Below are 13,559 nucleotides of genomic sequence, written 5' to 3' on the forward strand. Positions count from 1 at the left end.
TTAAAATCTTGTGAACAAACCCTGAATTACAGTGCAACACACGCTCTTAGGGTTTAATACACTTTTAAGCAGGGAACACTTTTTTGAAAGGTTTAACAATTGTATTTTCATAGATGCCAGCGGCAACGTAAGGGTCAGCTGCTGCCCACTCTCGAGCTGCTTCTATTGATTCAAACTCAGCAACAACTAATGAACCGGTAAAACCTGCTTCTTGAGGATCTTCACTATCGACTGCCGGAAACGGACCCGCAGTTAATAAACGGTTTTGTGAATCAAGCTCACTAAGGCGTGCTAAATGTGCCGGGCGTGCTGCTTTTCTAAGCTCTAAGCTGTTTTCAACGTCTGTTGAGTGAATCATGTACAACATAAGGAATCTCATAAAAATTGTTAAATTTGATTAACGCAATACTACCACAGCGTTGAAAATTGGTGAATTAAAAGCGTATTTACACAGGTTTACACTTCGATTTTATTTTTAAGCTGTAATTGCTTGAAAATATCTGTGTAACACTGGTAGAGTCGCTGAAATATACAAAATAATAAAAAGGTTTTATGCATGAGCGAAAATAGAGAACGATTTAGTTCCCGTCTCGGATTCATAATGGCAGCGGCAGGTTCGGCTGTTGGTATTGGTAATTTAGTTGGTTTTCCGGTTTCTGCTACCAAAAATGGTGGTGGCGCATTCTTATTAATTTACGCTTTATTTGTCGTGTTCATTTGTTTACCAGTCATGATGGCTGAAATGGCAATGGGTCGTAACGCTCAAAAAGATCCACTTGGTTCGTACAAGCTATTATCTAATAACGATAAAAAATGGAAGCTAGCAGGTTTTTTAGCGGTGCTTACACCATTTATGATTGCTGTGTTTTATATGGTAATTACAGTTTGGATTTTTGGTTACTTAACGCAAACAGGCCTCGGTAATTTAGATTTACTTGCAGATCCTGGCCACTTTGGTGTTTTTATTAATAGTTACACTGTGTTTGGCTATATGGCCGTTGTGGTTATTATTGTTAACTTAATTTTGTTAGGTGGTGTTAAACAAGGCATAGAAAAAGCCGCTAAATTTTTAATGCCAGCCTTACTTTTCATGCTACTTGCCTTAGTTACTTATGTATTAACGCTTGATAATGCAATGGCCGGTGTTAAATACTACATTATTCCTGATTTTTCTAAGATGAGTGCAAGTGTACTTAATGGCGCATTAAGCCAAGCGTTTTTCTCGCTATCGCTGGGTATGGGTATATTAATGACTTACGCGTCATACATTTCTAAAAAAGATGACATTGTAAGTAGCGCTAAAATGGTCGCTATTACGGACTCACTCGTTGCATTTGTAGCGGGCCTAATGGTGCTGCCTGCGATATTTAGCTTTGATCCAAACACAGATCCATCAGCACTTTCTGACTCGTCTGTATCAATGATTTTTGTATACTTACCTAAAATATTATTAGCACTGCAAAATGATATTGGTTATGTAGGTGCCTCTGTTGTTGCGTTCTCATTCTTTTTATTAGTATTTTTTGCAGCGATTACTTCACTTGTTTCAATAGTAGAAGTACCGACAGCAACACTAAGTGATCGTAAAGGTATTAGCCGTAAAAAAGCATTGGGTATTCTTACACTTTCAACCGGTGTGCTTACTATTTTATGTACGATGTCGTTTGGTATGATCGACAGCCTTACATCTTTCACCAGTTATGGCGGCGCGAATAAGAGCTTTTTTGATATTATTGTTGATGTATTTTACGATACAATTTTACCGCTTAATGGCTTAATGGTGTGTTTGTTTGTAATGTACCGCTGGAAAAAAGCACGCTTAACGCAAGAGCTAAGTTTAGGCTCGCCTAATTATGCTGGAAGCTTGATGGAAAAATACGTTAACTTTTCACTTTCAACGTTTATTCCAGTTATTTTAGCTGTGATATTTATAAATACCGTAGCGACTAAGTTTTTTGATTTAAAAATATTTGGTTTTTAAATAGACCTCTTTAAAAGCTTATTGAATAATATAATGCCGCTGAGCTAAGTTCAGCGGCATTTTTTATAGGCATTTGTTACAGGTACCTGGTCTAATTATTAAAAGAGATTTAAAATGAATAAAATTATTATTGGGTTTGCTTTTGCTATTTCATCATTTGGCGCATTTGCACAAAGCGCTGATGGTTGGCCAGAAGGCGGTGCAATGCACACCGGCAATACTTATAATTTAGAGGGTAATAGATACAAAACTAAAATCAGTAAAATGATGGATGAAATTTACGCGCAACTAACTGATGATTACCAAGTTGATGCAGTTAAAGCGCAAATATCAGCATGGGAGCAGTATATAGATGCTACATGTAATGTTGTTGGAGTAGCAACAGGTGCTGGTGGCTCTTGGCCCTCAACATATAGTGTTAAATGCGAAAGAAGCCTAAGTTATGATAGATACTTTGCGACTAAAAATGCGCTAAAGTGTGTTAATAAATTGAGCAAAGAAGAGTTTGTAGGGCGTAGCGAAAAGTTAAATTGTTTAATTCAAACATTAAATATAAAAATATTTTAAGACCTACATAGCGCTACAGCTAAATTATACAGTTAGCTGTAGCATTTTAGGCTTATAGCAACTCAATACTTACTGTTGCGCCTTTTTCGATATTGCCGCTTTGTGCTGGCACTACAATTAAGCAGTTAGCTTTACTAAGCGACGAAAGTACACCCGAGCCCTGTTTATTAAACGGGGCAACCATCAAGTCACCTTGCTTGTTAATTGTTGCTGTACCGCGTTGAAAGTCGGCTCTTCCTGGGCGCTTTTTAATAACGGATGTAGTAACAGCGTTAAAACGCATTTTAGGGTTTACTTCACCAAGACCCGACAGCTTTTGCAGTGCCGGCTCTACTAACTGATTAAACGTAACTGCAGCCGACACAGGGTTACCTGGCAAGCCAAAAAAGTAACTGTTAGCTAGTTTACCAAAGGCAAAAGGTTTGCCTGGTTTCATGGCTATTTTCCAAAAGTGAATTTCGCCAATTTCGTTGAGCACTTCTTTAGTAAAGTCAGCTTCACCAACCGATACACCGCCTGAGCTTATTACGGCATCGGCAAGTTCGTTCGCTTTTAAAAATGCATTAGTGATGAGTTCTTTGTCATCAGGAATAATTCCTAAATCAATCACGTCTATATTTTTTTGTTGCAGCGCACTAATAATAACAGCGCGGTTGCTTTCAAAAATAGCGCCTTGCTTAAGAGGCTGACCAGGTTCTATTAGCTCATCGCCTGTAGAAAGTACGGCTATTTTTAAGTTTCTTACTACGTCTATATTGGCAATTCCCAAAGATGCAAGTAACCCCACATCAACGGCTTTTAATTTATCGCCTGCTTTTAAAATAACATCGTCGATTGCAATGTCTTCACCAGCAAAACGCACGTTTTCATTTAGCTCAGGTTGCGCAGTAAACGTAATTTTATCGCCATCAACCGAGGCGTTTTCTTGCATTACAACCCCGTTAGCTCCGGGTGCAATGGCTGCGCCGGTCATTATTCTTACGCATTGCCCTGGGGTAAGCGTTTTTTCAAAAACTTGCCCCGCAAACACGCTACCTACTTGTGTATAGGTTAAGCTTTTATCTGAAATACATAGCGCATAGCCATCCATTGCGGAGTTGTTATGCGCTGGTACGTTTATAGTTGATTTAACATCGCTTGCTAAAACGCGATCAACGCTTTGCATTATAGTGATGGTTTCAACGTCTTTAACTGGCGTTATTGAGCCAAGTATATTTTGTATTGCAGTTTCAATTGGCAATAAACCGGGTGCATTGCAAACATCGTTCATATATATTGCTTACTTAAATCATTTTATTTTGAAACAATACTTATAATGTCAAAGCTTTACAATACATGGTTGGGTTATTTTTTGCTTATCGCATGCATGCTTTCGTGCGGCGTAAACGCAAAAGAAACGCTGCAAGTAGCCGTAGCGAGTAATTTTAAAACTGTATTGCAAACCCTACTAAAAAAATCCCCATTACCTAATGTTGACGTGAAAATATCAGCCGCTTCTAGCGGTGTTTTATATTCGCAAATAGTGCATGGCGCGCCATTTGATGTGTTTTTATCGGCTGACGATTTTCGACCGCAATCACTTATTAAAGAAGGCTATGCCGAGCAAAGTAGTTTAATCACTTACGCGTTAGGCGAACTTGCTTTGTGGCAACCAAAAGCTGAAAAAGTAAATGATAAAGTAGCCATTGCTAATCCGCGCTTTTCACCATACGGGCGTGCCTCAGAGCACTACGCTAATAACCATTTTAAAAAGCCAGTAAATTATGTGTACGGTAATAATATTACGCATGCTTTTCAGTTTGTTGAAAGCGGTAATGTAGGAGTAGGGCTGGTGGCTGTTTCATCACTAAAGGCAGCTTACAGTAACACGCAAGATCAAAAATATTTAGATTACACCGTGCTGCCTACCAATCAATATCCCGATATAATTCAACAAGGCGTTATTATTAGCTCGACTAAAAAGCATGCTAGCGCTAAGCAACTTATGCAATTTTTAATGACGCAGGCTACGCAGCAACAGTTAATTGAATTAGGTTACAGAATAAAGGACAACAATGCTTCAAAGTGATTTAACCGCGCTGTGGTTAACTATAAAACTTGCCTTTATAACCGCAGTGCTCCTTCTTGTTTTTTGCATTCCACTGGCTTACAAGCTCGCTGGCTATAACGGTAAATTTAAACCATTTTTAGAGGCATTAATTGCAATGCCTTTAGTGCTGCCGCCTACGTTATTAGGGTTTTACTTACTTGTTTTGTTTTCGCCTGATCACGCTTTTGGGCAGTTTTGGTTTTGGCTAACGGGTACTCAGCTTGCGTTTAGTTTTCAGGGCGTGGTTATTGGCTCGCTTTTTTATTCGCTGCCTTTTGTAATGCAGCCTCTTGTGGCTGGGTTTAAGCATATTAATCAAACCTATAACGAAGCTGCCATTGCGCTTGGGTTAAGCCCGTTTAAACGCTTTGTGCATTTAATTATTCCGCTTTTAAAACCCAGTATTGGTAGCGCATTTGCTTTAGGCTTTGCGCATACATTGGGTGAGTTTGGTTTGGTATTAATGATTGGCGGTAATATTCAGGGGCAAACACAGGTGGTGTCTATTGCGCTTTATGACCATGTTGAATCGTTAAATTATACGGCGGCGCATCAGCTTTCACTTATTTTACTGGCTATTTCGTTTGCCTGTTTAGTGCTGTTATTTAAGTTTAATAAAAGCATTGTAGGGGTTAAGCAATAACATGATTAAGTTAAGCCTTTTTAAAGCACTCAATAATTTTGATTTAGATATAAACCTTGAGCTTGAGTCGTTTAATGTACTCGGTGTTTACGGGCCTTCTGGCTCGGGTAAGTCAACATTGCTGCGTTGTATTAGCGGTTTAGAGCCGGCAAAAAATGTTTATGTAAACAATCAGCCAGTGCATGAGCTGCCAAGCGATAAACGCGGTATAACGCTTCAGTTGCAATCGTGCCCGTTGTTTCCTCATTTAGATGTGGCAGGTAATTTAGCGTTTACAGAAAAACACTGCGGGAATAAACAAACCAGCTTAACGTCAGAATACGTTGTTAAAGCGCTTAAATTACAAGACTTACTAAACCGTGACGTACAAAGCTTATCGGGCGGCGAACGCCAACGTGTAGTATTTGCGCGCACTTTGCTTGCCGGTCAAAAATTTATAATGCTTGATGAGCCTTTTAGTGCGCTTGATTGGTCATTGCGTTTTAAAACGCTCACTAAACTTAGCGAGTTTGCAGTTAAGTTTAATATTAAATTTATAATAGTAAGTCACTCATTAAAAGAGCTGCTATTTTGCTGCGATACCCTTATTCAGCTTGATAAAGGTAAGGTGATAAACCAAGGTGCAAGTGCACACGTTGCAAAAGCTATTTATGCAAACGATAGACAAACACCGCTGAGCTTAATTAATTACAATGTGGTTAAATTTGATGAAGACTACGGGCTATATCAACTGCAATTACAGCAAAGTGAGCAGCCGCTTTTTGTGCTTCCTGCACTTGTAGATAGCAGTAATAAGCTAATTATAGAAAGTGAGCAAATGTCGTTTAGTGCGTTAAAGCCTGAGCAAACAACGCACAGTAATGTTTTAAAGTCGGTATTAACTCAGGCTGAGCTTATTAATAATAAGTGGCAGCTAACGCTTAATGTAGATGGGCAAACATTGTATTGCTTGGCATCAAGACGAGTGTGGGACAAAAACGACTTTAAAGTGGGCGATGTGCTTTATACAACAATCAGTAATCTAGAATAACTAAATGCTGCACACCGCACATTGACTGTTTTTAGCTATTTTAAAACGATTAAACTCCATGCTTAAACCATCTACCAGCAATAAGTGTTCGCTTAAGCTGCAGGGTAAACCAGCAAGCATTTTTAGCGCTTCAGTAGCCTGAATACTGCCTATTAGCCCCACAATTGGGGAAAGCACACCGGATTCTGAGCAGCTTTGTGTTTGTTCACTAAAAAATTGCGATAAACAGCCATAACAATGGCTGTTTTCATCCATAGTAAAACACGCGACTTGTCCTTCCATACGTATTGCAGAGCCTGACACTAGCGGAACTTTAGCTTTAAAACAGGCGCTATTAAGTGCATTGCGCGTTGCTAGGTTATCTGAGCAATCAATCACTATATCAATGTTATTAAATAATTGTTCTGTAGAGGTACTTGCATCAAAAAATGCCTCAATGGTGTTTATGTCTATTTCACTATTAAGCGCGTTAAGCTGTTTTTTAGCAGCACTGCATTTTGAACTACCAATATCACTTTCTTTATACAGTATTTGTCTTTGCAGGTTGGTCACGTCTATTTCATCGTTATCAACTAAGGTAAGCGTCCCAACGCCAGATGCCGCTAAGTATTGACCTACCGCACACCCAAGCCCACCCACACCAATAATTAAAGCATGCGATTGCCATAGTCGCTCTTGTCCGTCTATATCAAGCTGCGGCAGCATAATGTGCCGAGAATAGCGCAGTTGCTGCTGGTAAGTTAATGGTGTTTTTTGCATTTTCAAACTTCTCATACTTTTTTTGAACAATACCAAGTTGTTAAATCCAAGAGCAAGTAGTAACGCTTTTTATTTGCACTCTAACAACCCAGAGCCCTTCACTCATATAGTGCAACTATAACGTATAAAAACAACTGTTGCATGTAACCATATGAAATTTATGGTTTTTAATTAGTGGCTCAGTAATTGCTATATCGGGTTAACTTAAATTTAACAAACATTGGGCTGCTACTCATATAAAAGGGTGGGGCATTAATAAAACAATAATACGTTTACGAGGAAAATAAACATGCAACCGAGTTCTGGGTTTAACCTAATATCGTTTAGCGGAAAAATGAAAGTATTGCATCTGAGTTGGATGGTCTTTTTTGTGTCATTTTTTGTATGGTTTAACCATGCTCCTTTATTAGGTGCCATAGCGGGTTCACTTGGGATCACCATGGCACAAGTTAAAACATTACTAATTTTAAATGTAGCGTTAACTATTCCAGCGCGTGTTGTGGTGGGTATGCTAACCGATAAATTTGGTCCCCGTATTGTTTATGCGGCACTACTTATTAGCTGTAGTATTCCATGTTTTATGTTTGCTATGGCAACCACATTTGAGCAAGCCGCAATAGCGCGTTTTGCTTTAGGCTTTATTGGTGCTGGCTTTGTTGTGGGCATTCGTATGGTGAGTGAATGGTTTCCTGCTAATGAGTTGGGTATAGCGGAAGGTATTTATGGCGGTTGGGGTAACTTTGGTTCAGCAGCAGCGGCTATGTTATTGCCAATTATTGCACTAATGTTTGGTGGCGAAGACGGTTGGCGTTATGCAGTAGGTTTAACCGGTGTATTAAGCGTTATATTTGGTGTTATTTGGTATTTAAATGTAACCGATACGCCAAAAGGCGGTACTTACTTTAAACCTAAAAAAGTAGGCGCAATGGAAGTTACCAGTAAAGGCGACTTTGTATTACTGCTTATTATGAAAATCCCTATGTACGGCGCATTAGCACTACTTACTTGGAAGCTTTCGCCAACTGGAGCTAACCTAATTTCGGCTAATTTTGTACTTGCTGTGTATGCTTTTTTAGTCCTACTTTATATTTACGAAGTGTATAAAACCTTTGACGTAAATGGTCATATTTTTAAAGAGCCAGTACCTGAGTCGCATCGTTATGAGTTTAAGCAAGTGGCTGTTTTAAATATTTTATATTTTACAACTTTTGGTTCTGAGCTTGCGGTTGTCTCTATGTTGCCGCTGTTTTTTATGGATGTGTTTGCGCTTGATATGGTGTATGCCGGTATTCTAGCCTCTGCTTATGCATTCATGAACTTAGCATCTCGCCCTGGTGGCGGTTGGATTTCAGATAAATTAGGTCGTCGTATAACACTTATTGTACTTACGATGGGTCTTGCTGTTGGTTATTTTGTAATGGGCTTGGTTGATGCATCGTGGCCTTTATGGCTTGCTGTAGTAGCTGCTATGGCATGTTCGTTCTTTGTGCAAGCTGGTGAAGGCGCTGTATTTGCCGCAGTACCACTAATTAAGCGTCGTTTAACAGGGCAAATTGCAGGTATGACAGGCGCATACGGTAATGTTGGTGCAGTAGTTTACTTAACGGCATTGTCACTTGTTGATTATCAAACCTTCTTTTTCATTATTGCGGGTAGTGCATTACTTGGCTTGGGCGCACTGTTTTTTATGAAAGAACCTGATGGCCATATTACCGAAGTAAATGAAGACGGCACCGTTGAACTTATTTCAGTGACTTAAGGCATTATTGACTATGTTTGATGAAACACTCCACGCTAAAGCGCTAAAAAATGAACTCAACGTTTCATTTGGCGGGCACAGTGCTAAAGGGTTAAAAGCAGAAAACCAAGATGCGTTTGCTGCTCTTAATACCAAAGCGCAAGAAAAAGAGTCTAAAGGCGTTATTGCCTGCTTAGCCGATGGGTGTTCATCAGCAAAAAATGCGAAACAAGCGTCTCAACTTTCGGTTACTCATTTTATAAATGAGTATTTAAATACCCCCGAAAGTTGGGCGGTTAAAAAGTCAGTGTCGAAGGTGTTAGCAAGTTTAAATCAGTGGCTTTATTCGCAATCAGTTAATTACAATCACCTTGGTCAACGCCAAGCCGATTGGATGACCACTTTTACAGCACTTATTTTAAAGTCGGCAACGGGTTATATATTTCACTTAGGTGATACGCGTATTACCCGCCTACGAGGAAATAAAATAGAGGCAATAACACGGGATCACAAAGTAAATGATACGCTAACACGTGCACTTGGCGCACAACTTCATCAAGAAATAGATGTATACGAAGTTGACCTAAAAGCAGACGATATTTATATATTAACCTGCGATGGTGTACACGATGTGCTCCCAAGTAGTGATATAGCTAAATTAATTAATGAACACGTTAATTTAGATCACACTAATTTAGAAAATGCAGCTAAAGCAATTACCGAACTTGCATTAGCGCGAGGTAGTGACGACAACGTAAGTTGTTTGCTTGTAAAAGTAGAAAATATTGCCGAGCAAAAGTTAGATGAGCTTTATCATTCGCTAACACGACGAAAAATTCCACCTGCGCTTAATGTTGGACAAAAAATTGATGACTACACGGTTATCCGTAAATTGCATGCCAGTAGTCGCTCGCATATTTATTTAGTGCAACAAGCGCCCGATATACCGCCAGTGGTTTTAAAAGCACCTTCGGTTAATTTTGAAGACGATGTGCACTATCTTCAAGGCTTTATAAGAGAAGGCTGGGTAGGGCAACGCATAAACCATTTAAATGTGATGAAAGTACTGAGTACGCAATCGCAAAGTCGTTTTTTGTATCATATTTGTGAGTACATGGACGGGCAAACACTCAGTGATTGGAAGCACGACGTCCCGCACCCAGAAATAACCCAAGTACGCAGTATTATTGAACAAATAGTACATGCACTAAGGGCGTTTCAGCGACTCGATATGGTGCATCGCGATTTAAAACTTGATAACGTAATGATAGATGCGCACGGTAAAGTAACGCTCATTGATTACGGCACCGTAAGTGTTGCGGCTATGGACGAGTCGGTTAAACAAATTGCGGATGATTGCCCGCAAGGCACTGCCGACTACACCGCACCCGAAACACTTATTACTATGCACGCCGATTTTAAAAGTGATTTGTTTTCACTTGGCGTTATTGCATACGAGTTATTGTGCTCAAAATTGCCTTATAAACCACTGCCACTTAACCACGTAGCGCCAAAAGATTACAGCCATTGGCACTACACAAGTATTCGTAAATACAGAGCCGATATTCCGTTTTGGTTAGATCAAGCCCTTATGAAGGCGCTTGCCCCTAAACCAGAGCTCAGATACCAAGCTTTTTCTGAGTTTATAAACGATATCAACAAACCTAATCCTTATTTAGAAAGTACCGCTAATAAAAGTTCAATAATGAAACGCGATCCAGTTATGGTGTGGAAATGTATTTCGCTGTGTTTATTTATTGCTTTGGTATGTGTATTAATAATTAAAACTTAGAGAACCAAAATGCTTAACTATAAGAACAGCTTACCTATTATTTTTATACTGGGTTGCTTCACTGCGCCTTCAATAAGCCAAGCTTCGCAAACTGATCTTGATTTTAGACTGCGTTTTGAAAGCGTTGATCAAGATAATGCTTTAAAAGATGCAAGCGGCTTAACACTTAGAACTCGCTTAATGCATCAAACAGATGAGGTTAATGGTTTTTCAGCCGTTATTGAAGTAGAAGACACTCGCAGCCTATTGGGCGTAGATGATTACAACAATACGGTGGGGAAAAACACTAATTATTCTGTTATTGCAGACCCAGAAAGCACTGAGATAGACCAAGGTTTTGTTAAATATGCCCGCGATGGTCTATCGCTAAAAGTAGGACGCCAAGTAATAGCCCTTGATGGGCAGCGTTTTGTTGGGCACGTAGGTTGGCGCCAAGACAGACAAACCTTTGATGCAGCAACCATTAATTACGCATTTAATAACATAGATTTACAATACAGTTATTTAAATAAGCGTAACCGCATATTTGCTGACGATAAAGACATTAAATCGTCCGATCATCTTATTAATGCAAGCTTTAAAACAGACTACGGTAAAGTGGTTTTATACAGTTACTTATTAAGTGACGATGCACTACAAGACGACAGTTTAGACACTTATGGCGTCTCTTTTAACGGTAATAAAACCCTAAACGACATAAAATTTTATTACAAAGCGGAGTATGCAACGCAGTCTGCCTCAACAAGCGTGAGTGATTTTGATGCCGATTACTATGCACTTGAAGGCGCTGTTGATTTAAATGGTTTGGGTATAAAAACAGTAACATTAAAAGTTGGCATAGAGTCACTTGGCTCTGATAATGGCGATTACGGGTTTGAAACACCGCTTGCCACGTTACATAAATTTAATGGTTGGGCAGATACATTTTTAAATACACCCGCACAAGGCTTGGACGACACTTACATAAGCTTAAATGGTAAAGCGTTTGACGGAAAATGGCTGGTGGCTTATCACAGTTTTGATGCTAATGAGCAATCAAATGGGGTTGACGATTTAGGTACTGAACTAAACGTACAATACGTTAAACCTATTAATAAACAATACGCAGTGGGTGTTAAATACGCTGATTACTCAGCGGGCGATACCGCTGCTAATAAAGTCGATACTCAAAAATTGTGGGTATGGATGAGCGCTAAATTTTAATCCTCTTTATCTTCTAATATTCACTTGTAATTTATAGCGACACAAGATGGTGCAATTGCACCATCTTGTTGAGCTTTATGCTTTTCACCCCTGCACCAATTTAGGCAACTTGCTGATTTTAAATGCTTATATATTTGGCTTACATATTGCTATAACAATCCTATAACAAATCATTCGATTTCAATTTTAGTCAATTACTAAAGTAGATATCATTTTAAGGTGAGTAAATGCTAAGCAAGCAGCGTGTTGTAGTGGTAGGAAACGGAATGGTGGGGCACCATTTTGTGCAGCAGCTGGTTTCTCAAAATCAAGCTGATGAGCAATTTGAAATTACCGTATTGAGCGGTGAAGACCGTTTAGCGTATGACCGCGTGCAACTATCCTCTTTTTTTAAAGGCAAAACCGCAGACGACCTCGCACTTACATGCAATAAAACCTATGACGATTGGCAAGTACGCTTTCATACTCATTCTAAAGTGGTTGACATAAATCGTGATGCGCAAACTGTAACGACCGCTAAAGGGGAGTCGTTTGAATACGACAAGCTTGTGCTTGCTACAGGTTCATTTCCATTTGTACCTCCTATACCGGGTAAAGATCGTGAGCATTGCCTTGTTTATCGAACCATTAACGATTTACACGCAATAAAAAACTCAGCCCACGGTAGTAAAGTAGGCGTGGTAATTGGTGGCGGTTTACTGGGTCTTGAGGCTGCAAACGCATTAAAGCAATTGGGTTTACAGACTCACGTAATAGAATTTGCACCGCAACTTATGGGTGTACAAGTTGATGCGGGGGGCGGTCGGTTACTAAAAAACAAAATTACAGATTTGGGCGTTACTGTACATACGTCAGTGGCGACTGAGGAAATAGTAGAAGGTGAAAGTTGCCGTTACAAAATGTGTTTTAAAGGCGGCAAAACCCTTGAAACCGATATGATTGTATTCTCAGCAGGTATTCGCCCTTATGATAATTTAGCCCGCGAGTTTAATTTAGAGTTAGGCGAGCGCGGCGGTATTGTAATTAATAACCACTGCCAAACGAGCGATAAAAACATATACGCAATTGGTGAATGTGCACTGTGGAATAATTTTATTTTTGGCTTAGTGGCACCCGGTTACGCCATGGCTAAAATTGCAGTTGGGCATATTTTACAACAGACCCAGCAAGGTTCCTTGCAAAGTAATGGCTTAGACAATAAAGCCGATGAGTTCAGTGGTGCCGATATGAGCACCAAGCTTAAATTAATGGGTGTTGAAGTAGGCTCTATTGGCGATGCACATGCACGCAGCGAAGGTGCAATAAGCTATTATTTTGAAGATCAACCCAATGGTATTTATAAAAAAGTAGTCACTAATTCACAAAGTAATAAGCTGATTGGCGCCGTGCTTGTTGGCGATACCAGCGATTACGATAATTTACTGCAATATCATTTAAACGACATTGAACTTACCACCGCCCCAGAAGCGCTCATTATGCCCCTTGCTGGCGACATAGCAGAGCTAAGCGCCGATGACTTGCCTGATGACGCCATTATTTGCGCTTGTCATAAAGTAACTAAACACACCATTGAACAAACAGTCGCTAAAGGCTGCATAGATTTGGCAAGTGTGCAGCAAAGCACCAAAGCCAGTACAGGCTGTGGTGGTTGTGAAAAACTCGTTCAAAACGTAATAAGCAGCGCACTCGCTAAAGCAAGTAACACTATTAACGTAGTTACCCTTAATGAGCCTGTAAAACAGCCCGCATAAATTAAA

Annotated in this window: 12 protein-coding genes; 9 read left to right on the top strand and 3 right to left on the bottom strand. The window is 39.6% G+C overall.

All coding sequences use genetic code 11. From position 1 onward, the window contains the following. Positions 1 to 64 precede the first annotated feature (64 nt). Positions 65 to 367, bottom strand: coding sequence for a YciI family protein (locus I6F66_RS07505; RefSeq protein WP_010552536.1), 303 nt, complete (start codon positions 365 to 367; stop codon positions 65 to 67). Between the two features lie 189 nt (positions 368 to 556). Here I6F66_RS07505 and I6F66_RS07510 point away from each other — a divergent pair, with 189 nt between their 5' ends. Together I6F66_RS07510 and I6F66_RS07515 are read left to right on the top strand one after the other, a co-directional pair. After that, complete coding sequence (locus tag I6F66_RS07510; protein WP_197209025.1) at positions 557 to 1,981, top strand: sodium-dependent transporter; 1,425 nt, start codon at positions 557 to 559, stop codon at positions 1,979 to 1,981. A 114-nt stretch (positions 1,982 to 2,095) separates the two neighbouring features. After that, positions 2,096 to 2,548, top strand: a complete 453-nt coding sequence (locus tag I6F66_RS07515; RefSeq protein ID WP_165727747.1) for a DUF1311 domain-containing protein — start codon at positions 2,096 to 2,098, stop codon at positions 2,546 to 2,548. 52 nt (positions 2,549 to 2,600) lie between these two features. Here I6F66_RS07515 and glp read toward each other — a convergent pair whose 3' ends face one another. Further along, positions 2,601 to 3,818 (bottom strand): gephyrin-like molybdotransferase Glp, encoded by a 1,218-nt coding sequence (gene glp, locus I6F66_RS07520; RefSeq protein ID WP_197174998.1) that lies wholly within the window; start codon positions 3,816 to 3,818, stop codon positions 2,601 to 2,603. A 45-nt stretch (positions 3,819 to 3,863) separates the two neighbouring features. On the opposite strand from glp, the gene modA reads away from it, so the two are divergent. Genes modA through I6F66_RS07535 form a run of 3 tightly spaced genes read left to right on the top strand, consistent with a single transcriptional unit; the run spans position 3,864 to position 6,310 of the window. Further along, complete coding sequence (gene modA / locus I6F66_RS07525) at positions 3,864 to 4,616, top strand: molybdate ABC transporter substrate-binding protein (protein WP_197209026.1); 753 nt, start codon at positions 3,864 to 3,866, stop codon at positions 4,614 to 4,616. Further along, on the top strand, positions 4,603 to 5,280 hold the full coding sequence (modB, locus tag I6F66_RS07530; RefSeq protein WP_002959821.1) for a molybdate ABC transporter permease subunit: 678 nt from the start codon (positions 4,603 to 4,605) through the stop codon (positions 5,278 to 5,280). Before modA ends, modB begins: the two co-directional genes overlap by 14 nt. A gap of 1 nt (position 5,281) precedes the next feature. Beyond that, entirely contained in the window at positions 5,282 to 6,310 is a 1,029-nt protein-coding gene (locus I6F66_RS07535; protein ID WP_197209027.1) for an ATP-binding cassette domain-containing protein, read from the top strand. On the opposite strand, the gene moeB is transcribed toward I6F66_RS07535, so the two are convergent. Further along, positions 6,311 to 7,069 carry a molybdopterin-synthase adenylyltransferase MoeB gene (moeB, locus tag I6F66_RS07540; protein ID WP_197209028.1) on the bottom strand — a complete coding sequence of 253 codons (759 nt, stop codon included), beginning with the start codon at positions 7,067 to 7,069 and terminating at the stop codon, positions 6,311 to 6,313. 289 nt (positions 7,070 to 7,358) lie between these two features. Between moeB and I6F66_RS07545 the strand changes: the two genes are divergently transcribed. The 4 genes from I6F66_RS07545 (at position 7,359) to I6F66_RS07560 (ending at position 13,553) form a co-directional block, all read left to right on the top strand. Next, entirely contained in the window at positions 7,359 to 8,828 is a 1,470-nt protein-coding gene (locus tag I6F66_RS07545; protein ID WP_007585259.1) for a NarK family nitrate/nitrite MFS transporter, read from the top strand. Between the two features lie 13 nt (positions 8,829 to 8,841). Further along, positions 8,842 to 10,599, top strand: coding sequence for a bifunctional protein-serine/threonine kinase/phosphatase (locus I6F66_RS07550; RefSeq protein ID WP_101216445.1), 1,758 nt, complete (start codon positions 8,842 to 8,844; stop codon positions 10,597 to 10,599). A gap of 9 nt (positions 10,600 to 10,608) precedes the next feature. Then, on the top strand, positions 10,609 to 11,802 hold the full coding sequence (locus I6F66_RS07555; protein WP_197209029.1) for an alginate export family protein: 1,194 nt from the start codon (positions 10,609 to 10,611) through the stop codon (positions 11,800 to 11,802). Positions 11,803 to 12,029: 227 nt separating this feature from the next. Next, complete coding sequence (locus I6F66_RS07560) at positions 12,030 to 13,553, top strand: FAD-dependent oxidoreductase (RefSeq protein WP_197209030.1); 1,524 nt, start codon at positions 12,030 to 12,032, stop codon at positions 13,551 to 13,553. Positions 13,554 to 13,559: the final 6 nt, after the last annotated feature.

The sequence above is a fragment of the Pseudoalteromonas sp. NZS100_1 genome (assembly GCF_015864285.1).
GTDB classification, from domain to species: domain Bacteria; phylum Pseudomonadota; class Gammaproteobacteria; order Enterobacterales; family Alteromonadaceae; genus Pseudoalteromonas; species Pseudoalteromonas arctica.